Raw genomic sequence first — 21691 nt, 5'->3', positions numbered from 1 at the left:
CGCTCAGGGGGTGACCGCGGCGCGGCCCGCCAGCTCCCGTAGTTCGTCGGCCGGTCGGCGACCGGCGAACTGCAGCAGATCGCGCACCACTTCGCGGGCGCGATGATCGGTGTGCACCAGTTCGGGGGTTAGTCGCTCGGCATTGAGCAACGCTTCCAATGCCTCGCTCGCCTGCCGCCGCTGCGCGTGCGCGCGGGCCACATCGACCAGGAAGCGCGCCTGCCGCTCCGGAGACAGGATCGAGGCGTCGACGGTGCGCGCAGTATCGAGCGCCTCGCCGGCGTCGCCCAGTTCGACCGCCACGGCCACCGCGTGCACGGCGACCCCGGTCGGACCGAACTCGGTGTCGAAATCGTTGCGGCCCTCGCCCAGCCGGTCGGCGGCGGCGCGCGCCGCTGCCAGCCCGGTGCGGGCGGCCGTGCGATTCCCGTCCGTCGCCGCGATCACCGCCAGCATCAGCTGCAGAGATCCGTAGAGCGACAGCACTTCCGGCCGCGGCTGCTCGGCCGCCACCTGCGCGGCCAACGCGGCCACCGACACTCGCGCCGCCTGCTCGGCCTGTTCCAGGCGTTGCAGACGCAGGAAAGCCTGTGCCATGCGATAGGTTCCGGCCACGACGCTCAGCGCGTCACCGGATTCCTCGGCCGCGGACAGTGCGCGATCGGCCGCGACCCACGCCGCGTCGACCTCTTCCTGGCGGGTGAACGCGGTCGCGGCCACCTGATAGGCGCGCGAGAGCAGGGTCAGCACCTCCGGCCGCCGCGTGGCATCCGCCCGCGCGGCGTGCTCGAGATCCGGAATCAGTTCCAGCAGACTGCTGCCCACCTCGACCAGCCGGGATTCGTGCGCCAGCTGCCAGGCCAGGTCCACTCGCTGTTGCAGCTCCGGCAGTTTCGCGGCCGCAGTGCTCAGCTCGAGACTGCGATCGGCCTCGTCTCCGAAGAGCTGTTCCAGCGCGGGATGCCCGGTGAGCAGCAGCCGCAGCTGCTCGAACACCGCCGAGCCGGGCCGATGCCCGTCACCGCGGTCGGCGGCAATCGGTTCGGCCGCTTCGGGACGCAGATCGCGTACCGCCACTCCGAGCACGTCCGCCAGTCTTTGCAGAACGGACAGTCGCTCAACAGGCAGCACGTCTCGCTCGACCTGCGACACCCAGCTTTCCGAGCGCCGAATCGCCGCTCCCAACTCTTTCTGCGATAGTCCCCGCCGCCGGCGCAACTCCGCTACCCGTGCCCCAAGGGTACTTTCGGCCACCGGGTCAAACTCCTTCTGCCTGATCGGCTTTCCCGGCCGTCACCGCCCGCTTGTTTCGCCGATGTCTACCATGCCCTTCTCCTTCCGCCCTTTCCATCCAGAGGGGGGATCTGCCGACAAGGATTCCAGACCGACCGAGCTTACGGCGCACAGTATGGAACATGGATTTTTCTTATTGCACCGCAATTTTTCTGTGTTTAACGTTTGAAGAGGACCCGTCGAACCAATCGGACGACAAGAGGTGGTCATGCCCGGCGAACTTCTCTTCTTCCTACTCGGAGCCGGAATCGGCGGCGCGGCAATGTGGTTCGCGGCGTGCGCCCTTGCGGCCACCAAGTATTCCTCCACTGCCGACGGGGCGACGGTGCAAAGCATCACCGCGCGCCTCGAACGCGAGGGTATCCGGAACTCGCGCTCGATGAAAGGTCAACCAGCCTCGCATCGGGCACCATCGAGATGACCGCCGTGCCGAAAACCGGCGAAGTCCATGTGCGCCTGCGGTTTCCCGGAGGAATGATCTTGGATTACCGCGCGGAACGCGCAATTGCCGAACGCCTCGCTGCGCATTTGCGCCCGCATCGCATAGAAGTCGTGATCGACGGGCTCCGGACCGATCGACTACCGCCGCTCCCCTGTGCCGAACTTTGGGCGGATTGACCGACTCCAGGGAGCCTATCGCATTGATGCCTGGACAATATCCGAAAACGGACCGTGCACTTTCTTGTGCACGGTCCGTAACGGATAGATCTGATCAGTTGTTCAAAAGAACTTCCGCGATCTGAATCGTGTTGAGCGCGGCGCCCTTACGCAGGTTGTCGCCGGAGATGAACAGCGCCAGACCGCGGCCGTCCGGCACACCCGGATCCTGGCGGATGCGGCCCACCAGCGACTCGTCGATACCGGCGGCGGCCAGCGGGGTGGGGACGTCGGTGAGCTTCACACCCGGCGCCTTCGCCAGCAGCTCCTCGGCGCGCTCCACCGAAAGCGGCTGCGCGAATTCGGCATTGATCGACAGCGAGTGGCCGGTGAAGACCGGGACGCGCACACAGGTGCCGCTCACCAGCAGATCCGGCAGACCCAGGATCTTGCGGGACTCGTTGCGCAGCTTCTGATCCTCGTCGGTCTCGCCGCTGCCGTCGTCCACCAGCGAACCCGCCAGCGGGATCACGTCGAAGGCGATCGGGGCCACGTACTTGTTCGGCGCCGGGAACTCCACCGCCGAACCGTCGTGCACCAGCTTCTCGGCATCGCCGATGACGGCGCGCACCTGCGAGGCCAGCTCCTCCACACCGGCCAGGCCGGAGCCCGACACCGCCTGGTAGCTGGACACGATCAGCCGCTGCAGCCCGGCCTCGTCGTGCAGCACCTTGAGCACCGGCATGGCGGCCATGGTGGTGCAGTTCGGGTTGGCGATGATGCCCTTGACCAGGTTGCGGGTGGCCTCCGGGTTCACCTCGGAGACGACCAGCGGCACCTCGGGGTCCTTGCGCCAGGCCGAGGAGTTGTCGATGACGGTGACACCGGCGGCCGCGAAACGCGGCGCCTGCACCCGGGACATGGTGGCGCCGGCCGAGAACAGCGCGATGTCCAGTCCGCTCGGATCGGCGGTCTCGGTGTCCTCGACCACGATGTCGCGGCCGCGGAACGGCAACGTCTTGCCCGCCGAGCGCGCGGACGCGAAGAACCGCACCTCGTCGGCCGGGAAGTTGCGCTCCTCCAGCAGCTTTCGCATGACCGCGCCGACCTGACCGGTCGCGCCGACGACGCCTACACGCACACCCATGCCGCTACCGTCCCGTTCCGCCGTGCACGACCGCGACCTCGTCGCCGCCCAGATCGAACGACGAGTGCAGCACCTTCACGGCCTCGTCCAGGTCGGTGTCCTTGACCAGCACCGAGATCCGGATCTCCGAGGTGGAGATCAGGTCGATGTTGATGCCCGCGTCGGCCAGCGACTCGCAGAAGGTGGCGGTCACGCCCGGGTGCGACTTCATGCCCGCGCCGACCAGCGACACCTTGCCGATGTGGTCGTCGTACACGACCTGGGAGAAGCCGATGTCGCCCTGCCGCCTGGTGAGCAGCTCGACGGCGCGCGGGCCCTCCAGCTTGGGCAGAGTGAAGGTGATGTCGGTCTTACCCGTCTCCACCTTGGAGATGTTCTGCAGCACCATGTCGATATTGATCTCGGCATCGGCGACCGCGCGGAACACCTTGGCGGCGTAGCCGGGCTCGTCCGGAATGCCGACCACGGTCACCTTGGCCTCGCTGCGGTCGTGCGCGACGCCCGTGAGGATTGCTTGCTCCAAGGGGATGTCCTCCATCGATCCGGTAATCATGGTGCCCGTCTTGTCGGTGTACGAGGACCGCACGTGAACGGGCACGTTGTAGCGGCGCGCGTACTCGACGCAACGCAGCATGAGAACTTTCGAGCCGCAGGCGGCCATCTCCAGCATTTCCTCGTAGGAGACGGTGTCCAGCTTCTGGGCGTCGGAGACGATGCGCGGGTCGGCGGAGAAGACGCCGTCCACATCGGTGTAGATCTCGCAGACATCGGCATTGAGCGCGGCGGCCAGCGCGACGGCGGTGGTGTCGGAACCACCGCGGCCCAGCGTGGTCACGTCCTTGCTGTCCTGGCTCACACCCTGGAAGCCCGCGACCAGCACGATGGTGCCCTGCCCGAGCGCCTGCTGCACCCGGCCCGGGGCCACGTCGATGATCTTGGCATTGCCGTGCGTGCCCGTGGTGATGACACCGGCCTGCGAGCCGGTGAACGAACGAGCCTCGGCGCCCAGCGAGTGAATGGCCATGGCGACCAACGCATTGGAGATGCGCTCACCCGAGGTGAGGAGCATGTCCATCTCGCGGGCCGGAGCGGCCGGCGCGACCTGCTGGGCCAGATCCAGCAGTTCGTCGGTGGTGTCGCCCATGGCGGAACACACGACGACCACATCGTGGCCGAGCTTCTTGGTCTCGACGATCCGCTCGGCGACCCTCCGGATGCGCTCGGCGGTGGCGACCGAGGATCCTCCGTACTTCTGGACGACGAGAGCCACGGCGGAAATCCTCCAAGATCGACAAACTGCTGCTACCGACCCACAAGACTACCGGCCCAGGTCCACGACTTTTCGTCCCACCTCCCGTCCGCGGATTCCAGTCACCCGGCAGCTATTCCGGCGCCGACATCCGCACGCCCGGATCATGCTTGGCGACAAGGGTGTTGAACAGCCAGCTGTACTTGGTGTTGTGGAAGGCGGCGAAGCCCCACTCGCCGTCCCGCCGCACCGCGACGTACACGTTCGCCTTGGTGTTGAAGCGGTTCCGGCGGCGCTTGCCCTTCACCACCGCGCCACGGCCGTGCACGACCGCGACATCCGGGGTGACGAACCGCAGACCGGTGATCTCACCGTCGAGGCGGGTGCCCTTCATGTACTTCGCGAACAGCGGTTCGTGCGAGGCCCGGATCGCCTCGCGCCCCCGCAGCCGGGCGCCGAACCAGGTGACGTAGTCGGCGTCCGGCGTGAAGACCTGGGCGTAGGCGGCGGCATCCCCGTCCGCCCATGCCTGATTCGACCGGTCGAACAGCGCGCGAACGGTGGTTTCGTCGGTGATCTGCTGAACAGTCATGACATCTCTCCCGAAGATATCTGAACGAGTCATCAACTGACTTGAGAAGTAGTTGACTTATTCAGATATTGTCCGAGTGAGACTAAGCTGTCAAGGGATGAGCGAGAAACACGACGAACTGGGCGCCGCCCTCACCTTCGCCGCCCAGCGCAGCGCCACCGACGCCGTGATGCTGCACGGGGCCATGGCCGACAAGCTCGGCCTGCACGTCACCGACCTGCGCTGTCTCAATATGCTGCGCATCGGCGGCCCGGCCACCGCGGGCGAACTGGCCCAGCGCACCGGCCTCACCACCGGGGCCATCACCCGGATGATCGACCGGCTACTGAAGGGCGGATTCGTACGGCGCGAACACGATTCGAAGGATCGGCGCCGGGTGATCATCACCGCCCTGGACGACCGCATCGACGAGATCGCACCGCACTACGAGTTCCTGGCAACGGAATTCGCCAAGATCGCCCGCGACTATTCGGACGAGCAGTTGGAGCTACTGCTCGAGATCTTCAACCGGCTGCACGAGACCTCGATGGACGTCACCACCCGGCTCCGCGAAAGCGATTGAGCACGAACGGGACTCAGGCCCGGTCGAGCCAGGTGACCTGCGTGCCGTTGCCGAATTCCCGGCGCTGGGTGACCTCGAACCGGGACGGGCTGAAGTTGCCGATGATCATGGGCAGGCCCGCACCCGCGATGACCGGGTAGCTCTTGAGGATCAAACGGTCGATCTCGCCGATCAGCTGTCCCGCCAGATTCGCGCCGCCGCAGAGCCAGATGTCCAGGCCCTCTTCCTTTTTCAGGCGCCGGACCAGTTCGACCGGATCACCCGAGACGATCTCCACCTGCGGATTGTCCACCGGCGCAAGGGTGGTCGAGAAGACGTACTGCTTCAGGTGGTTGTACGGGCTGTCGGTGCCGGCGGCCAGGCCGGGTTCGTAACTGCCGCGACCCATGAGGACCGTGTCGATCTGCCGGTTCGGCGTATCGACCGGCAGGCCGACCAGTTCGCGAAGGTGGGTCGGGACCGTCTCCGGCATGGCCTCGCCGAACCAGGCCATCAGGTCGTCGCCGGTCGGATAGAAGTCGTATTCCCCCTGCGGACCGGCGATGTAGCCGTCGAGGGAGACCGCCACGTAGTAGACGAGCTTTCGCATTGTTTACCGCCTTGTTCATAGTACTATGTCCGTAGTGATTACGAACGTAGTACTACACATGGAGTGGTGTCAATGGTTCGAACGAATCCGGAACGACGCAATGCCCTGATCGACGCGGCCATCGAGGTCCTGGCCCGCGACGGCGCGCGCGGACTCACCTTCCGCGCGGTCGACAAGGAGGCCCGGGTGCCCGCGGGCACCGCCTCGAACTACTTCGCCAATCGCGACGAACTCCTGATCCAGGCCGGGCACCGTTTCTACGAGCGGCTACAACCCAGCAAGGAGACGATGGACCATCTCTTCACCGGCCCGCGCACCCGCGAGACCATCGCGGAACTGATGGCGGAGACCGTCACCCGCATCACCGGGTTCCGCACCGGCTACCTCGCCCTGCTGGAACTCCGACTCGAGGCCACCCGCCGCCCGGAGCTGCAGGCGATCCTCGCCGAGCGGGTGCGCGCGGACCTCGATTTCAATGTCCGCAACCATCTGGACTCCGGCCTGCCCGGCGACGCCGACTCGGTGACGCTGCTCTACCTGGCCCTGAACTGGCTGATCGTAGAAAGACTCACACTGCCGGACATCTTCACCGACGAGGAGGCGGCCCGGTTGGTACGCATGGCGGTGGAACGTGCCATTCCGACCTTGTGACGAGCATCACCAGGGGCGAATAATCCCAGGTATGCATGCAAGTGTCGGTGATCATCTGGTCATCCATGGGCGCAATGTCGGACTCCCCGATCACACCGCGGAAATCGTCGAAGTGCGCGGCGCGGAAGGTGAGCCGCCCTACGTGGTGCGGTTTGCCGACGGCCGTACGAGCCTGGTGTTCCCGGGCCCGGACTCCGTGGTGGAGCCGGGCTGACGACACCCGGTCACAACCCGTTTCGGCCGCGTTAGCCCAAGATTTTCCGATCACGCCCCGGCGTGACCGGATAGCCCTGCCGAGCAGGGAAATCGGGACTTACCAGACCGACCAGTCGGTCAGAAGCGAGGGGTAGCACAGTTGACTCTCCGAGCGACCCTGGTCACAATCGGTGCCCGAATGGAAGGGTAGATATGAGAACGAAGACTGATCACCGGTTCGTCATCGACATCGATCCCGGACAGGTGATGGATGCGTTGCTCATGGTCGAGCAAATGCCCGACTGGTCCCCCTCCCATCAGGACGTCCGGGTCGCCACCCGCGACAAGCGCGGGCGCCCCAAGCGCGTCTACGTGTCGGCCAATCTCATGGGCCGCCCCGACCGGCAGGTCGTCGAGTACACCTGCACCGAGAACCGCGTCGAATGGCGGGTTTCCGAATCCAGCGCCGGCGCCGGCGGCAAGGGCTGGTTCGACCTCGGCGAAACCGAGGACGGCGCCACCGAGGTCTGGTACCACTCCGAGGTCTACCTGCCGATTCCCGCGCCCGGCATGCTGCTCAAGCGCACCGCCCGCCGCGAGGGCGACGCGATGATCAGCAACTTCATCGCATTCGTCGAATCCGTCACCGGCGTCCAGGGACTCGGCGAGGTGGACGAAGCGTCCTACACCGAATCGGCCGCCTTCGAGCAGCCCGGTCAGGCCCAGCCCGGGTACGCCCAGCCGGGCTACGCGCAGCGCCTGGACTACGGCCGCAATTTCGAGCCCGGCTTCGGCACCGCCTAGGCCGGCCGCGAACACTCGCGGCTGATCGCGAACAGCGAACAGTCGTGATCGGCACTGCCTTTCGAGCCGCGCATTGGGCAGGATGTCCCTCATGCCCGGTCCCGTACGCACCCGCATGATGCCCGTCGCCGAGGACGCCTCGGTGACGCAGCTGGAACTGTTCTTCGACCTGGTGATCGTCTTCGCCTTCACCATGGTCACCGACTTCGCCGCGCACGAGACCACCGCGGTCAATCTGCTGCGCGCACTGCTCATTCTGGCCATGCTGTGGTGGGGCTGGATCGGCTACTCCTGGCTCGGCAATGTGGTCAAGGCCGATGAGGGCATCGCCCGGGTGGCCATGTTCGTGGCCATGGGCGCGGCGTTCATGATCGCGCTCACCATTCCCGAGTCCTTCCACGATCTGCCGGGCGGCTGGTACGGGCCACTGGTGTTCGTCATCGCGTACCTGGCCGTCCGGCTGGTCCACCTGACCGTGTTCTGGATGGCCAGCAGTCACGACGCCCAGCTACGCCGGCAGGTGATCCGCTGGGCCGCAGGATCACTCAGCGTGGCCAGCGTGCTGCTGGTGGCCGGCGCGCTCACCACCGGGACCGCGCAGCTGGGGCTGTGGCTGGCGGCGCTGGTCTGGGACATGGGCTGGACGTTCTTCGCGGGCAACGAGTGGCGGCTCTACTCGCCCTCGCACTTCGCCGAACGGTACGGGCTGATCGTCATCATCGCGCTGGGCGAATCCATCGTGTCCATCGGCGTCGGCGTGGCCGGGCTGCCGATCTCCTGGTCCATCACCGTGGGCTCGATGCTGGGCCTGGGCGTGGCGGGCCTGCTGTGGTGGGCGTACTTCGATGTGGCCGCACTGGTCGTGGAGCACGCGATGCACCGCGCCGGCGGCGAGCGCCGCATCCAGATCGCGCGCAACTGCTACACCTTCTGGCACTTCCCGATGATCGCCGGAATCGTAGCCATGGCACTGGGTTTGAAGAAGGTGCTCAACTATGTGGGTGGGGCGCAAGGACATTCGCTCAGCGACGAGCTGCACGGGATCCCGCTGTTCGCGCTGTACGGCGGTGTGATCGCGTACCTGGTCGCCTTGGTCGGGTTCCGGCACTACGCGACCGGCAAGGTGCTGGTGCCGCGACTGGTGGCGGCGGTGGTGCTGCTGGCCCTGATCCCGCTGGCGTCGGCAATGCCCGCACTGGCCGCGCTCGGCATGCTCTGCGCGGTCCTGCTGGCGCTCATCGTGTTCGAGGTGGTGCGCTATGCCCAGCCGCGCGATCTGATCCGGCACGGGCTCGACTGAGGCCCTCGAACACGCGGCCGACGACGGCTCAGGGCCGCGGGGTGAGCCGATTGTCGATGGCCTCCGGCACCCGCTCCCCCGAGTTCACGGCCTCGCGGATCTGATTGATGTTCTCGCGCAGGGCATCCGCCACCAGCTCGTCGGTGCGCGGATCGGCGAGCACCTGCAGCACGACGCGGAAACTGGCGTCGGCGATGCCGCGAATCATCTCCTCGTGGAACGGGACATAGCGCACCTTCCCCAGCTGGGGATCACTGCGGATCACCTCGAGGATCATCTGGTCGATCTCGGAACGGTTCTCCTCCAGCGCATTCGCGATATTGCGGGTGTATCGGCCACACCGCAAAACCTCGGCGACCTCGTCCAGCACGGCCACCGTGATCGGGCGCTCGATGGCCTCGACGATGGCGCCGATCGAGCGGTTCACCACCGCCGCGGTGATCCGATCGCCGAACGCGCGGTCGGCCACCCGGCCCACCCGCACCGCGATCACCACGATGCGCAGCAGCCGGAAACCGCGGAAGAACGGACTGGTCACCGGGACCATGCCGAGGACCTCGTACCAGTAGATGAAGGGGAAGGTCCAGCTCCAGCCCTCACGCCGCCAGCGCCACAGGAATTCGGCGAGGAACACCGCGCAGATGCTGTAGTCCGTGATGCGGATCGTGCGGTAGGTGTGATCGGAGACCGGGAAGAAGGTCACCCAGGTGACGAGCGCGACCGAGACCACCGCGAGCCCGAGCATGACGAAATCGGTCCACAGGGTGGGAGGCTTGTGGGGGAATTCATCCTCATCCGCTGCGCCGAGCTCGATCACGACGTCCCCTTCCTCATCGAACGGTCCCGCCAGCGTAGTCGGCGCAAACGACCGCGCGGCGGGCTTCGAGGGGCCGGGCGGCCGGGCCGGCTACTTCCCCGCCCGGATGATCGCCTCGATATTGCGTTCCGCCACAGCGGTGATGGTGAGCGACGGGTTCACCGTCGCGGTGCTGCCCGGGATACCCGCGCCGTCCATGACGTACAGGCCCGGATGCCCGATGACCCGGCCGTAGGCGTCGGTGGCCTGCCCCAGCACAGCCCCGCCCAGCGGGTGCGCGGTGAAGAAGCCTTGCGCGTCGAAGCCGATCGGCGTGTAGTTCACCAGCGAGCGGTCGGCCTGCGCCACCCGTTGATCGACCGCGCGGCAGGCGGCGACCACCTGATCCTGGGCCGCCCTGGGCCAGCTCAGTCCCACCGCGTTGCGGCCGGCGTCGTAGCCGAAGCGGGCCCGGGTCGGATCCAGCGTGATGCCGAGCGAGCCGATGGCGCCCGTGTCCACCGGAATGCCCGGCACATACCAGCTTTCGAGGTGCAGCGGCATGCCCGAGTCGTCGAAGATGCGACTGGCACTGGGCACGCCACCGCCGGTCATGGACAGCGAGCTGACGCTGCGGGCCAGTACCACATCGCCATTGGTGCCCCAGCCGTCGCCCACATGCTCGTTGAGGTTGGGCAGGGCGCCGGTGGCCTGGGCGCGCACCAGCAGTTCGGAGGTGCCCACCGAGCCCGCGCCGAGGAACAGGCGGTCGCAGGTGAGGGTGCGGCTGCCGAGCACCTGACCGGTCGGGGCCAGCTTGGTCACCGTGACCACGTATCTGCCGCTGCCGTCCTGGCCGATGGCGTCCACCCGGTGGCCCGGGTAGATGGCCGAGCGGCCGGTGCCCTCGGCGTAGCGCAGGTAGTTCTGGTTCAGATCGAACTTGGCGCCATTGGAATTGCCGAGATTGCTGCGCGACGCGGTGGCCGAGGCCCGGCTCGCGCCCGCCAGCTCGGCGCGGATCACATCCCAGTTGAAGATCGAATCATTGGCCTGCGGTTCGTAACCCGCGGCCCGCACCTGCTGATCCCATACCCGCGAATGGGTGAAGGGCACGGAGTCGTACACATCCTGCGGCATGGTGGATAGTCGCAGCATCTGGCGGACGCGCGGGTAGTAGACCGAATCGAGTTCGTCGTAGTTCACCACGCCCCCGAAGACCTGGTCGAACAGGTGCCGCGGTGGCGCGACCATGGCGCCGCTGAACACGATGGACCCGCCGCCCACCGCCGCAGCGCGCCACACGTCGATGCCCGGATACTCCGTGACGTCCAGCACGCCACCGAAATCCGAGCACGGCATGGGCACCTTGGTGATGCCGGTGAAGCTGGTGCGATGCCAGAAGCCGCGCCCGTCGGGCAGGTCGTCGCCGGTGAAGATCTCCCGCCACGGGTCGTTGGGCCAGCGCGAGCCGCGCTCGAGCACGGTGTTCTGCACGCCCGCCTCGGCCAGCCGCAGCGCGGTCACCGCGGCCCCGAAGCCGGAGCCGATGACGATGGCCTCGCTGTGTTCCGGCGGATCCGGCAGCGGCGCAAAGATTTCCGGTACCCACGCCTGGTACAGCGCGTTCCACAACGGATTGGCCGACGCCGGTCCGGCGCCGCGACCGGCGGTACCCGTCCCGACACCTGCCAGCAGAGCCGCCGAAACAGCAGCCTTCAACACGGCGCGCCTACGCAAGCGGCCACCTCCCTCATCACGCATGGCCGCGCGCGAGATTACCGGCCGCTCGGCAACGCCTCAACAGGTTGGTGAGAGATCACCACCGAGATATGCGGGCCGGCTATGTGTTTCCACACTTCACCTGCGGCGCGGGACCGAGCGGAGGCCGGCCGGTGTCAGGCCCGCAGGCGCTCGCGGCGGAGCTGGTCGACCTCCGGGAGATCCAGGGCCGGAAGCGAATCCACGCCCAGCGCCCGGGTCAGCAGATAGTCGGCGAGCTCGGGGTTACGGGCCAGGGCCGGGCCGTGCATGTAGGTGCCGAGCACCGAACCCTGGATGACGCCCTCGAGGCCGTCGCCCACTCCGTTGCCGACGCCCTTGGTGACGCGCCCCAGCGGTTTGGCGTCGCCGCCGAGTTTGGTTCCGCCACGGTGGTTCTCGAAGCCCGTGAGGGGCTGTGAGAGGCCCGGAACGAGCGGCTGGGTCGCCACCTCGCCGATGGCGCGCTTCTCCTGCGGCGAGGTGGTGACATCGAACAGGCCGACGCCGTCCACACGTTCCCCGGAGGAGGTCTCGTACCAGTGGCCGAGCACCTGGATGGCGGCGCAGATGGCCAGCACCGGAGCGCCGTGCTCGGCGGCCTCCTGCAGGCCCGGGTGGCGCTGCAGGTGGCGGGTGGCCAGGCGCTGGGCCGAGTCCTCCGCGCCGCCCAGGGTGTAGACGTCCAGCGAGTTGGGAACCGGCTCGGTGAGCGGGATTTCGATGATCTCGGCGTCGTAGCCGCGCATGCGCAGGCGCTGGCGCAGCACCACGGCATTGCCGCCGTCGCCGTAGGTGCCCATGACGTCGGGCAGGACCAGGCCGATGCGGACGGTCGATTCACTCATGCGCGGGCCCCAGTCTCCAGGTCGCGGTTCAGGTCGCGGAACGCGGTGTAGTTGGCCAGCACCTCGACCCGGCCCGGCGGGCAGGAGGCAATGGCGTCCAGCGGATCCGCGACGGTGATGTGCTCGACGCCGGCGTAGGTGAGGCGGACCGCGAGATCGGTGGCGCGCTCCCCGGCGGCCACCACCTGGGTGCCCTCGAAGTGCTCGAAGCGGACGTCCCACAGCCAGGACAGGTCCTCGCCGTCGGGCACCTGGCCGTTGACCGCGATCACCAGACCCGTTGCGGCCGGATCGATCATGGACAGCGCCTCCTGCCAGCCGGCCGGATTCTTGGCCAGCAGCATGCGGGTGCGGCGGCCGTCGACCTCGACCGTCCGATAGCGGCCCGCAATCTCGCGCACGGTGCCCGCGGCGGCCGCGGCCGCGTCCGGATCCGCGCCCAGCGCCACCGCGGCGGCCACCGCCTGCGCGGCGTTGCCGCGATTGGCGCGCCCCGGAAGGGCAAGGGCGAGCGGGATTTCCAGGCCGTCCGGCCCGGACAGCGTGTGCTCGCCGACCCGCCACTGCGGCACGGGCCGCTGGAAGTCCGCGCCCGTGCTGTACCAGTGCTCGCCCTCCCACACGATGGGCTCGCCGCTGCGCGGGCAGCTGGTGGCGTCCACCGACCAGCCGCTGCCGGCCGACACCCACACCACGTTCGGGTGGTCGTAGGCGATCGAGGTGACCAGCACGTCGTCGCAGTTGGCGATGAGCACGGCCGCGGGATGCCGCGCCATGCCCTCGCGCAGGCGGCGCTCGATCATATTGATCTCGCCGACCCGGTCCAGCTGGTCCCGGGAGAGGTTCAGCAGCACCACCACCGACGGGTTCAGCGCGTCGGCGACATGCGGCAGATGCAGTTCGTCCACCTCGATGGCGGCCAGCGGCGCGCTGCGGTGCGCGGTGAGCGCGGCCACGATCCCGGCGTCCATGTTCGCGCCGTCGGCCTGGGTGGCGACACTGCTGAGTCCGCGGCGATCGGCGCCGCCGAGGGTCTGCAGCGCCGCGGCGGTCATGCGGGTGGTGGTGGACTTGCCATTGGTGCCGGTCACCAGCACGGTGCGCTTGCCGCGGCCCAGCTGGGTCATGAGGGAGGGATCGATCTTCAGCGCGATCAGCCCGCCGATCATCGAGCCGTTGCCCCGCCCGGCCCGCCGCGAGGCCCACGACGCCGCCGTCGCCGCCCGCAGCGCCAGCTGTCCGCGCATCGAGATGTCTGCCACGACGCGAGTTTATGGGGATGGCGGGCGGGACGTGCAGGCGGCATCGGGGCCCACGGCGTGATACGCGCCGCACTCAGCCGTTGTAGAGCATCTTTCGATAGCCCTCGCCCGTGTAGTACGCCTCGAGCTGCTCGAAGGTCTCGGGGGTGGCCGGCTGCACATCCTTCACCAGGCGCGCGACGCTGGGCATCGTATCCTCGGGCCACTGTTCCGGCTGCCACAGCGCGCTGCGCATGAACGCCTTGGAGCAGTGGAAGAAGATCTGCTCGATGGCGACCTCGATGGCCAGGATCGGGCGATGACCCTTGACCACCATGTCGTCGAAATAGGGTGCGTCACGGAGCAGCCGGGCGCGGCCGTTGATCCGCAGGGTGTCGCCGCGGCCCGGAATCAGGAACAGCACGCCGACGTGCGGATTGCTCAGGATATTGAGGTAGCCGTCCGCGCGGCGATTGCCGGGCCGCTCGGGAATGGCGATCGTCTTGTCGTCGAGCACCTGCACGAATCCCGCCGGATCGCCCTTCGGCGAGGCGTCGCAGTTGCCGTCGGCATCGCTGGTGGCCAGCACCACGAACGGTGAGCGGGCGATCCATTCCCGATCCCGGTGATGCAGGGAGTGCCGGTCCTTGTTCCGCGGCCGCGGTGCGACCTCCCCCAGCAGTTCACGCAGTTCGACCGGGTCCGTGATCTCGCTCATGCTCCCGATTCAACGCGCGGTGCGGGCCTCACACCAGCCTTTTTCGCCGGTGTGAGGAAGCACCCTAGGCGTCGAACATGTTCGGCTGTCCCGCCGCGTACCGCTGAATGTCCAGCTGCCGGAACGGCTCCAGCACCTCCGTGCGGTAGAGCGTGAACAGCTTGCAGCGCGGGGCATCCGAGCCCGCCACCTCCAGCAGCTTGTTCACCGCGCCGCGCGCCGCCTCGCACGCGCCCTCCATGGTGGCCAGGTCCACATTGGTGCGCACGTAATCGCCTGCCAGATACAGGTTCTGGAGCGAGTCGGAATGCGATTCCGGGCGCAGCGCCCAGGAGCCCGCCGTATTGATCAGCAGCGGATCGGCATTGGTGTTGCGCTGCTGCGCGGCGTCCCACGCGATGCCGGTGTCGAGGAACCAGGAGTGCAGATCCTCGTCGCGCAGCAGGTCGGCGCGATCGTTGAGGTGTGCCTTCAGCTGCGCCCACACCTCGCGCGCGATCTCGTCATGGGTGCACTCCTTGGCCGTTTTGCCGTAGAGCATGCCGGGTGTGTTCCAGTCGGAGATGTCGACCGACAGGCAGTCCTGCACGGTGCCGTCGCCCATGCCGGTGACCGGGGTGCGGTTCCAGAACTGGCCCTGCGCAATGGAGGTCAGCGACCACGGAGAGTCGACGTAGGCGGTGTGCCCGCGCGCGATGTCGGTGGGGCGGCGGAGGAAGAACTGGATGCCGGTCATCCAGTCCACCGTCAGCTGGCTCATGCCCGCCAATTCCGGTCGCAGCGACAGGATTTCGGGCGTCCACAGGGTGCGGGCCACCTCCACGGGCAGTGCGCTCACGAAATGGTCGGCGGTGACCGTCTGGGCCGCGCCCGACGAATCCACCACGCGCGCACCGGAAATGCGCGCGCCCTCCAGATCCAGACCCCGGATCTCGGCGTTGACGAAGGTGACGCCGAGATCCCGGAGGCGGTTCACCCAGGGATCGATCCATGCCTCGTTGGTGGCCCCGTTCAACAGCCGGTCCAGCGCGCCGTCATTGCCGACCTCGAGCGGATTGCCCAGGAACTGCTCGCCCATGGTGCCGATGGTGAGGGTGCTGGCCTTGTCCTCCCGCGCGGCCACCAGCAGCGTGGTGAGCGTGCGCGAGAGCAGCATGCGGAATTCGTTGGAGCGCCTGCCCGCGCCCACGAAATCCCGCCAGGCCATGTTGTCCCACTGCCCGTAGCGGCGGGCGTCGCAGCTGGTGTTGAAGACCAGCAGGCGACTCGCGAAATAGAGGGCGTCGCTGGTGCCCATTTTCGTGGAGGTCGTAATGGCCGACCCGACGGTCTCGCGGAAGTCGTCCGGACTCGACCAGGGTTTGCCGAACTTGCCCATCGGAATGATGGTGTCGTCCGCGTCCTTGCGCGAGAACCGCGCCTCGGGGGCGGCGATCAGGTTGTCCCACACACCATTGGCGTTGCCCGCGAACGGGATTCGCCGCATGGTGTCGGGCAGGTGGCGGTAGAAGCCGGGAAAGAACCGGAATCCGTGCTCGCCCCACAGCTCCGGCCGCCCCTCCTTGCCGCTGCCCGGGACCGCGATGCTGCGTGCCTTGCCGCCCAGGGCCCGCCGCTCGTAGACGGTCACTTCGAAGCCGCGTTCGGCCAGTTCGTGTGCCGCGGTCAGACCCGCGACCCCACCGCCCAGCACCGCGACCCGCCGTCCGGCCTCGGCCCGGGCGGTGGTGGGGCGGGCGGCCCCCGCCGCCACCGCTCCCGCCATTGCCCCGGCTGCGACCGCTCCACGCAGCACTGATCGCCGCGTGACGGACAAACGTCGTCCTGCCATACCCGTTACCTCCCACGCCTGGTCCGCATCCTATGGAGCTGTCGCAGACAGATGGTCGGTTGGGGTGGAAAATTTCATCCCGAAGACCCGAAAGATGGGCGAACTACAGCAAATCGGACTGCTCAGCTAGGCCTCGACGAGATTCGGGTCCAGTTCTGACCGGCGTGTCGGCTCGGCGGGTCGGATGGGTCCGGGCGTGTCGAGCGCTGCCTCCGGCACCCGGACGCGGCGGCCCGCCGAGGTGGCCGTGAAGGCGCCGGCGATCACGATGACGGCCCCGAACAGGGACAACGCGGACGGAGTCTCGTGCAGGAACGCCCAGGAGGCGGCGATTCCCACCACCGGCACGGCCAGCGACAGCGGCGCCACCGTGCCCGCCGGATAGCGGCTCATCAGATAGGTCCACAGCCCCGATCCCGCGATCGTCCCCAGCGCGACGATGTAGGCCAGAGCCGCGTAGGCGGGCCAGCCGGTCGCCGAGCAGGAGTCGATCAGATCGTTCCAGCCGGTGGCCGGGCCCTCGGTGAGCGCGGACAGCACGAACATGGGGATCGGCGGCACCACGGCCATCCACAGGGTCAGGTGCAGCGGGTTCACCTGCTCGGACGAGGCCGCGGCCAGCCGGGACCCGATATTGCCGAAGGCCCAGCCCAGTCCGCCCAGCAGGGTCAGCACCAGCGGCAGCAGCGCCGCGTGGTGCGAACGGTCCCACCCGATCACCGCCATACCCGCCATGGCCACCGCGATCCCCGCCAGCTGAATGCCGCGCAGCCGCTCCCGCAGGAACACCGCGCCCAGCAGCACCGTGAACGGCGCGGACGACTGCAGCACCAGCGAGGACAGGCCCGTCGGCATCCCCGCCCGCATGGCGGTGAACAGAAACGCGAACTGCAGAATCCCGAACCCGATCCCGTACAGCAGCAACCACTTCCACGGCGCCCCGGGCCGCGGCACGAACAGCAGCACCGGAATCGCGATCACCGCGAACCGCAGCCCCGCGAAGAAGAACGGCGGGAAATGCTCCAGCCCCACGTGGATGGCCAGGAAGTTCAACCCCCACAGCACCACGACGGTGAGCCCGAGCAGTCGATCGCGATTGGTCATGCCGAAAATCTTGCTGACGCTAATAGATAAGAACAATCGAATAATTCTGCAGCAACAATGTAGTACTACTTAACTATGCCCCAGCCCGACCCACCCCGCTCCGTCCCACCCCCACGCCGCATCCCCCGCGACACCCGCGCCGATGCCACCCCGGACGCCCCGGCGACCGCAGCCCAACCCGGCCGCGCCCCTACGCGGGCGCGACGCGTCAAACCGGGCCCTCCCGACGCGGCCCCGGTCCACGAGGGCGGCCGAGGCACGGGCGACGCCGCGGAGGTCCGCGCGGCGCAGCTCGAGGGGTCCGGCGTGGCACGGCCCGAGGGGCCGCTCATGTCACTCGAAAGACTGCGGGTGCTACGAGAATTGGCCGATCGCGGGACGGTTGCCGCGGTGGCGGAGGCGTTGTCCATGACGCCGTCGGCGGTGTCGCAGCAGTTGAAGGTGCTGGCGCGGGAGGCGGGGGTGGCGCTGCTGGAGCCGGATGGGCGGCGGGTGCGGCTGACCGATGCGGGGCGGGCGCTGGTGGTGCGGGCCGATGAGGTGCTCGAGGCCATGGAACGGGCGGTCAGCGAGATGGCGGAGTATCGCGGGTCGCCGCGCGGGCGGGTGCGGGTGGCCTTGTTCCCGTCGGGGGCGGCGCTGCTGCTGCCGCATGTGCTGGCCGAGCTGGCGGACAGCGGGGTGGAGATGGTGGCGCGCGACGAGGACGTGCCGCCCAGCGAGGTGCCGCGTTTGCTGGCCGATTACGACGTGGTGCTCACCCATCGCGACGAGCGGGCGCCCTCGCTCAGCGGGCCGCGGGTGTCCTCGCGGGTGCTCATGCGCGAGCCGATCGACGTGGTGGTCGCGCCCGATCACCGGCTGGCCCGGCAGGGCGCGGTGGTTCCGGCGGAGCTGTCCGACGAGACCTGGATCAGCGTCCGCACCGGCTTCCCGGTCGACGACGTGCTGCGCTCGATCGCGACTGTCACCGGCGTGCAGCCGCGAATCGCGCAGCGGCTCAACGAGTTCAGCGTCATCGAGGCGCTGGTGGCCACCGGCTACGGCGTCGCCCTCATGCCCCGCCACGCGGTCCGTCACCCCGACCTGGTCATGCTCCGCCTGGCCGGCGTCCGCGCCGCCCGCGTCTACGACCTGGCCACCCGCCCGCATGCCGACAAGCGCCCGGCCGTCGCCATGGTCATCGCCGCGTTCCAGGCCGCGGCCCGCCGCGCCACCGGGACCGAATAGCCCGGCCACACCGCGCGACCGGGAATCGGAAATCAGCGGTTGACTTGGAGCGCACTCCAGGTCCTACCTTTGCGGCATGAGCATTCGACTCGGGTATCAGATGCCGAACTTCAGCTACGGGGTCGCGCCGCGGGACCTGTTCCCGGCGGTGGTGGCACAGGCACGGGAGGCCGAGGCGGCCGGCTTCGACGCGGCCTTCGTCATGGACCACTTCTACCAGTTGCCGCTGCTCGGCGCGCCCGAGGAGCCCATGCTGGAGGCGTACAGCGCGCTGTCCGGCCTGGCCGCCTCGACCGAGCGAATCCAGTTGTCCGCCTTGGTGACCGGCAACACCTACCGTAATCCGGCGCTCACCGCCAAGACCGTCACCACCCTGGACGTGGTGAGCCGCGGCCGGGCCGTGCTGGGCATCGGCGCGGGCTGGTTCGAGCTCGAGCACCAGGCCTACGGCTTCGACTTCGGCACCTTCACCGAGCGGTTCGAGAAGCTCGAGGAGGCCCTCGAGATCATCACCCCGATGCTGCGCGGGCAGCACTCCGCCTTCGACGGCAAGTGGTACCGCACGAACAACGCCATGAACGAGCCGCGCGTGCGTGACGACCTGCCGATCCTGCTCGGCGGCGGCGGCGAGAAGAAGACCTTCGGCCTGGCCGCCCGCTTCGCCGACCACCTCAACATCATCTGCAATGCCTCGGAGATCCCGCGCAAGCTCGAGGCCCTGCACGCGCGCCTGGACGAGGCGGGCCGCGACCCGAAGACCCTGGAGACCAGCTTCCTGGCGTTCGTCATCGTGGACGAGGACGGCGACCGCGCCCGCAAGACCCAGGCCGAGATGCTCGCCCGCATCGGCATCACCGATCTGGGCGCACTGCCCAACGAGGCGCTGCGCAACACCCCGGCGGACCGCCAGTTCGTCGGCACCCCGGATCAGGTCGCCGAGCAGATCCAGTCCCGGGTGCTCGACCAGGGCATCGACGGCATCATCGTGAACATGGTCACCAACGGCCACGAGGCCGGCGCGGTCGAACTCGCCGGTCGCGCCCTGGCTCCCCTGGTCCGGGGCTGACCCGCTCCCCTTTCCGAGGCCGACTCATAGGAAATGCCCCGCGGTTCAATTGAACTGCGGGGCATTTCGTCGTTCGATACCGGATCAGCCTTGCGGCCGGAAACCGTCACCCTGCGGATAGCCGCCGTCACCCTGCGGCGGGTAACCGCCGCCCTGCTGCGGCGCGAATCCGCCCTGCGGGGGCTGCTGGAAGCCGCCCTGCGGCGGGAACCCTTGCTGCGCAGCCTGATAGCCGAAATCGTCGGCCACCATGGCGGCCAGTTCCAGCAGGGCCCGCCGCGTCGGCTTGCCGACCAGTTCGAGGTCGATCTCCGCGCCCTCGGCCAGGTGGTCGTCGAACGGGACGACCTGCACCGCGCGGGTGCGGTCCAGGAACAGCTTGCGCAGCTGGTCCAGGTCCACCGTGGAGGAACCCTTGCGAGAGGCGTTGACCACCACCACGGTTCGCTCCACCAGCTTGTGGTAGCCGTGGTGGTCGAGCCAGTCCAGGGTGGCCGAGGCACTGCGCGCGCCGTCGATGGCCGGGGAGGTCACCAGCACCAGCGAGCTGGCCATATCCAGCACGCCGGACATGGCCGAGTGCATCAGGCCGGTGCCGCAGTCGGTGAGGATGATGTTGTAGAACTGCTGCAGGATGCCGATGGCCTTGCGGTAGTCCGCCTCGGAGAACGCCTCCGACACCGCCGGATCCTGTTCACTGGCAAGCACTTCCAGTCGGCTCGGCGCCTGCGAGGTGTGAGCGCGCACATCCGAATACCGCGAGATGTGCCCGTCCTCCAACAGGTTTCGCACCGTGGAGCGGGTCTGCCGGGGCACGCGGTGCGCCAGCGTTCCGAGGTCCGGGTTGGCGTCGATGGCGATCACCCGGTCACCGCGCAACGAGGCGAAGGTGGAGCCCAGACCGACCGTGGTGGTGGTCTTTCCGACGCCGCCCTTGAGCGACAGGATCGCGATCCGGTAGTCCCCGCGGACCGGCTGGTTCACCCGGTCCACCAGCTGCCGATACACCACATCCGCGGCCGACTCGCCCGGGTTGATGGCACCGCCGGACGCCTTGTGCACGGCCCGCCGCCACCCGCTGCGCGGCGCCCGCTTGGCCCGCTTCAACAGGTTCAGATCATTGACCGAATGCCCCGGGGGCATCGGCTGCTGCCCGAACTGCTGCCCGAAACCACCCTGCTGCTGCGGAAAACCCTGCTGCGGCTGCGGATTCCAGCCGGGCTGGAAACCCACCTGGGGCTGCGGCTGGGATAGCTGGGTCTGCGGCGGCGCGGCCGGGGGCGGCGACCAGCTGTAGATCGGCCCGCCCGGTTGATCATTGGACGGCGCGAACTGCCCCGGCTGGCCCGGACCACCGAAATGTCCCGGCTCCCCGGGCTTCTCACCGTTACCCGGCACGCCCGGCGGCTCGGCGAACACCCGGCGCACCATGCCGTCGCTGCCGATCTCCTGCCGGATCTCGCCGTAGGGCGTCTGATCGCGCACCTCGCCCAGCGGTGCACCGGGCGGCGGAAAACCGCCCGGCACACCAGGATTCGGCGGCGGCGCGAACTGCCCGGCATCCGGCGGCGGGAACGCGCCGGCGGGCGGGAAGCCCGGCTGTCCGTACGGTCCGGGACCGCCCGGCGCGAACGGATTGTGGCCATCGCCCGCGAACGGATTGTGGCCGTCCGGCGCACCGTAGGGCCCCGGGAAGGGGGCGTTGGGCGGTGCGAAGGGGTTGGGCCCCTCACCCGGGTGAGGCAGGGCCTGGTCGATCGAATCCGGCACCGGCGGGAAGAATCCGGCCACCTGCTCCTCGGAATCGCTCGCCGCGCCGTTGTTCTCGGCCAGTCCGTCGGCCTTCACCGCGTCCTGCTCGGCCTCGACATCGGCCACCTCGACGGCGTCGTCGGTAACCCCCTTGCCCTGCACAGGCTTCGAGGTCGAATTCTGATCTTTCGTGGTCACGTGTCCCCCATCTGCTCGACGGCTCGAACAGAGAGCTCGGCGCTAATGCGTCCCAACGCTAGCATTGTTGACCCGTCCGGACGCGGCGAGGCAGAGCCGCCTCCCCGCAGCTTCGGCGCCCGGCCGAGTGCCGTTATCTCTCCTGCATGCGTGCCTACGTCGGGTGC

21 protein-coding genes are annotated in these 21691 nt (G+C 68.4%); 8 read left to right on the top strand and 13 right to left on the bottom strand.

Annotation, left to right across the window (positions count from 1 at the left end):
* Nucleotides 1-3: 3 nt before the first annotated feature.
* On the bottom strand, nt 4-1254 hold the full coding sequence (locus tag ACFXN1_RS06725; protein ID WP_379393336.1) for a helix-turn-helix domain-containing protein: 1251 nt from the start codon (nt 1252-1254) through the stop codon (nt 4-6).
* 456 nt (nt 1255-1710) lie between these two features.
* Here ACFXN1_RS06725 and ACFXN1_RS06720 point away from each other — a divergent pair, with 456 nt between their 5' ends.
* Nucleotides 1711-1911 carry a hypothetical protein gene (locus tag ACFXN1_RS06720; RefSeq protein WP_379463517.1) on the top strand — a complete coding sequence of 67 codons (201 nt, stop codon included), beginning with the start codon at nt 1711-1713 and terminating at the stop codon, nt 1909-1911.
* 94 nt (nt 1912-2005) lie between these two features.
* Here ACFXN1_RS06720 and ACFXN1_RS06715 read toward each other — a convergent pair whose 3' ends face one another.
* The 3 genes from ACFXN1_RS06715 to ACFXN1_RS06705 form a co-directional block, all read right to left on the bottom strand.
* Nucleotides 2006-3037, bottom strand: coding sequence for an aspartate-semialdehyde dehydrogenase (locus ACFXN1_RS06715; RefSeq protein ID WP_354838928.1), 1032 nt, complete (start codon nt 3035-3037; stop codon nt 2006-2008).
* A gap of 4 nt (nt 3038-3041) precedes the next feature.
* Complete coding sequence (locus ACFXN1_RS06710) at nt 3042-4307, bottom strand: aspartate kinase (RefSeq protein ID WP_354838925.1); 1266 nt, start codon at nt 4305-4307, stop codon at nt 3042-3044.
* A 112-nt stretch (nt 4308-4419) separates the two neighbouring features.
* Nucleotides 4420-4878 (bottom strand): SgcJ/EcaC family oxidoreductase, encoded by a 459-nt coding sequence (locus tag ACFXN1_RS06705; protein WP_379444478.1) that lies wholly within the window; start codon nt 4876-4878, stop codon nt 4420-4422.
* Nucleotides 4879-4975: 97 nt separating this feature from the next.
* On the opposite strand from ACFXN1_RS06705, the gene ACFXN1_RS06700 reads away from it, so the two are divergent.
* Nucleotides 4976-5440, top strand: coding sequence for a MarR family winged helix-turn-helix transcriptional regulator (locus ACFXN1_RS06700; protein ID WP_379444476.1), 465 nt, complete (start codon nt 4976-4978; stop codon nt 5438-5440).
* 13 nt (nt 5441-5453) lie between these two features.
* Here the strand turns inward: ACFXN1_RS06700 and ACFXN1_RS06695 are convergent, their stop codons facing one another.
* Entirely contained in the window at nt 5454-6029 is a 576-nt protein-coding gene (locus ACFXN1_RS06695) for a dihydrofolate reductase family protein (RefSeq protein WP_379393330.1), read from the bottom strand.
* A gap of 72 nt (nt 6030-6101) precedes the next feature.
* Here ACFXN1_RS06695 and ACFXN1_RS06690 point away from each other — a divergent pair, with 72 nt between their 5' ends.
* The 4 genes from ACFXN1_RS06690 to ACFXN1_RS06675 all read left to right on the top strand — a co-directional run bounded on the left by ACFXN1_RS06690 (nt 6102) and on the right by ACFXN1_RS06675 (nt 8979).
* A complete protein-coding gene (locus tag ACFXN1_RS06690) occupies nt 6102-6680 on the top strand; it encodes a TetR/AcrR family transcriptional regulator (RefSeq protein WP_379393328.1) in 579 nt (192 codons plus the stop codon).
* A gap of 31 nt (nt 6681-6711) precedes the next feature.
* Entirely contained in the window at nt 6712-6894 is a 183-nt protein-coding gene (locus ACFXN1_RS06685; RefSeq protein WP_354838910.1) for a DUF1918 domain-containing protein, read from the top strand.
* Nucleotides 6895-7088: 194 nt separating this feature from the next.
* On the top strand, nt 7089-7679 hold the full coding sequence (locus ACFXN1_RS06680) for an SRPBCC family protein (RefSeq protein ID WP_379393326.1): 591 nt from the start codon (nt 7089-7091) through the stop codon (nt 7677-7679).
* Nucleotides 7680-7770: 91 nt separating this feature from the next.
* On the top strand, nt 7771-8979 hold the full coding sequence (locus ACFXN1_RS06675; protein ID WP_379444474.1) for a low temperature requirement protein A: 1209 nt from the start codon (nt 7771-7773) through the stop codon (nt 8977-8979).
* Nucleotides 8980-9007: 28 nt separating this feature from the next.
* Here the strand turns inward: ACFXN1_RS06675 and ACFXN1_RS06670 are convergent, their stop codons facing one another.
* From ACFXN1_RS06670 to ACFXN1_RS06640, 7 genes are all read right to left on the bottom strand, one after another.
* Nucleotides 9008-9796, bottom strand: coding sequence for an ion transporter (locus ACFXN1_RS06670; RefSeq protein WP_379393322.1), 789 nt, complete (start codon nt 9794-9796; stop codon nt 9008-9010).
* 90 nt (nt 9797-9886) lie between these two features.
* On the bottom strand, nt 9887-11539 hold the full coding sequence (locus tag ACFXN1_RS06665) for a GMC oxidoreductase (RefSeq protein WP_379444473.1): 1653 nt from the start codon (nt 11537-11539) through the stop codon (nt 9887-9889).
* Between the two features lie 134 nt (nt 11540-11673).
* Nucleotides 11674-12384 (bottom strand): type 1 glutamine amidotransferase, encoded by a 711-nt coding sequence (locus ACFXN1_RS06660; protein WP_379444471.1) that lies wholly within the window; start codon nt 12382-12384, stop codon nt 11674-11676.
* The gene (locus ACFXN1_RS06655; RefSeq protein ID WP_379393622.1) at nt 12381-13631 is read right to left on the bottom strand and encodes a MurT ligase domain-containing protein; all 1251 of its coding nucleotides are present in this window, start codon (nt 13629-13631) and stop codon (nt 12381-12383) included. The genes ACFXN1_RS06660 and ACFXN1_RS06655 overlap by 4 nt, the downstream gene beginning before the upstream one ends.
* An 88-nt stretch (nt 13632-13719) precedes the next feature.
* The gene (locus tag ACFXN1_RS06650; RefSeq protein ID WP_379444469.1) at nt 13720-14343 is read right to left on the bottom strand and encodes a pyridoxamine 5'-phosphate oxidase family protein; all 624 of its coding nucleotides are present in this window, start codon (nt 14341-14343) and stop codon (nt 13720-13722) included.
* A 64-nt stretch (nt 14344-14407) separates the two neighbouring features.
* A complete protein-coding gene (locus ACFXN1_RS06645) occupies nt 14408-16174 on the bottom strand; it encodes an FAD-dependent oxidoreductase (protein ID WP_379444467.1) in 1767 nt (588 codons plus the stop codon).
* A 126-nt stretch (nt 16175-16300) separates the two neighbouring features.
* Nucleotides 16301-17278: an EamA family transporter gene (locus ACFXN1_RS06640; RefSeq protein ID WP_379444466.1), complete on the bottom strand. Its 978-nt coding sequence runs from the start codon at nt 17276-17278 to the stop codon at nt 16301-16303.
* Between the two features lie 330 nt (nt 17279-17608).
* Here ACFXN1_RS06640 and ACFXN1_RS06635 point away from each other — a divergent pair, with 330 nt between their 5' ends.
* Together ACFXN1_RS06635 and ACFXN1_RS06630 are read left to right on the top strand one after the other, a co-directional pair.
* Nucleotides 17609-18508, top strand: coding sequence for a LysR family transcriptional regulator (locus ACFXN1_RS06635; RefSeq protein ID WP_379393620.1), 900 nt, complete (start codon nt 17609-17611; stop codon nt 18506-18508).
* A 76-nt stretch (nt 18509-18584) separates the two neighbouring features.
* Nucleotides 18585-19574, top strand: coding sequence for an LLM class F420-dependent oxidoreductase (locus ACFXN1_RS06630; protein WP_379463516.1), 990 nt, complete (start codon nt 18585-18587; stop codon nt 19572-19574).
* An 84-nt stretch (nt 19575-19658) separates the two neighbouring features.
* Here the strand turns inward: ACFXN1_RS06630 and ACFXN1_RS06625 are convergent, their stop codons facing one another.
* The gene (locus ACFXN1_RS06625) at nt 19659-21524 is read right to left on the bottom strand and encodes a MinD/ParA family protein (protein ID WP_379444381.1); all 1866 of its coding nucleotides are present in this window, start codon (nt 21522-21524) and stop codon (nt 19659-19661) included.
* Nucleotides 21525-21691 lie beyond the last annotated feature (167 nt).

Source organism: Nocardia sp. NPDC059154, assembly GCF_042755705.1.
GTDB lineage: Bacteria > Actinomycetota > Actinomycetes > Mycobacteriales > Mycobacteriaceae > Nocardia.
This window is presented reverse-complemented; position numbering and strand designations above follow the sequence as displayed.